Below are 742 nucleotides of genomic sequence, written 5' to 3'. Positions count from 1 at the left end.
CCCGGCGACAGTTGCGTCGAGCGCACCGGCAGCATGGCGGCTTCGGCGTCGGCCGCGTTGCCCACGCGCGGGGCTGGCATCGGGGCCGGCGGCGTGGCCTGGTCCGGCTGAGGATTCAGCGACTGGTAGTACGGCAGCGCGGAGTCGCCGCCGCGGTCTTCGACGACGATCAACGGCGCGGAGGCGGTCTGGGCGAAGACGGTGGTCGTGGACAGCAGCCCGATGGCGGCGATGAGGACGATGTGGTTCATGGCGTGGTGGCCTGGAGGGTTGGAACGGGAACACCGGGGTCGAGCACGCGGGTCAGGTGTCGATGCACACTGCGCCGGTAGCGCGCCGCGGGTGCCCCGCCGGCGGGCCGGTGGTAGCGGCCGATGGCAAGCAGCCAGTCCTCGCCCGGCGTGTGCTGTTCGCGCAGGATTTCCGCAGCGATGGCGAGGTTGCGGTACGGGTCCAGCAGCTCGCAGGGCTGCGTGTAGCGATGCGTGTGGTAGCCGAGATTGACCTGGCCGAGACCGGCGTCAATGCGATTGGCCGGCGTGTGGGCGAGCGCACGGTGCAGCCCCGCGCAGGCCTCGGCGCGGGTGGCATAGCGCTGCGGCGTGCCGGCGACGTTGAGCGTCCACGGCCAGGGGATCAGACGCCCGCGCAGCATGGCGCCGCTCTCCTGCAAGGCCACCGCGTACAGCACCGCCGCCGGCACGTCTGCGCGATGCGCCGCCAGTCGATAGGCCGGCGGCGG

Annotated in this window: 2 protein-coding genes; both read right to left on the bottom strand. The window is 72.5% G+C overall.

Annotation, left to right across the window (positions count from 1 at the left end; genetic code table 11):
• On the bottom strand, positions 1-251 hold a 251-nt coding region (locus tag BAY1663_RS22830), incomplete at its 3' end, for a DUF2859 domain-containing protein (protein WP_037045459.1).
• The coding region (locus tag BAY1663_RS22825) for a lytic transglycosylase (RefSeq protein WP_037045457.1) at positions 248-742 on the bottom strand (495 nt) is incomplete at its 5' end. The genes BAY1663_RS22825 and BAY1663_RS22830, both read right to left, overlap by 4 nt.

This window comes from Pseudomonas sp. BAY1663 (assembly GCF_000582595.1).
In the GTDB taxonomy this organism is placed as follows: Bacteria; Pseudomonadota; Gammaproteobacteria; order Pseudomonadales; family Pseudomonadaceae; genus Stutzerimonas; species Stutzerimonas stutzeri_AF.
Note: the sequence above shows the minus strand (reverse complement) of the source record. Positions and strands in the feature narration are given on the sequence as shown.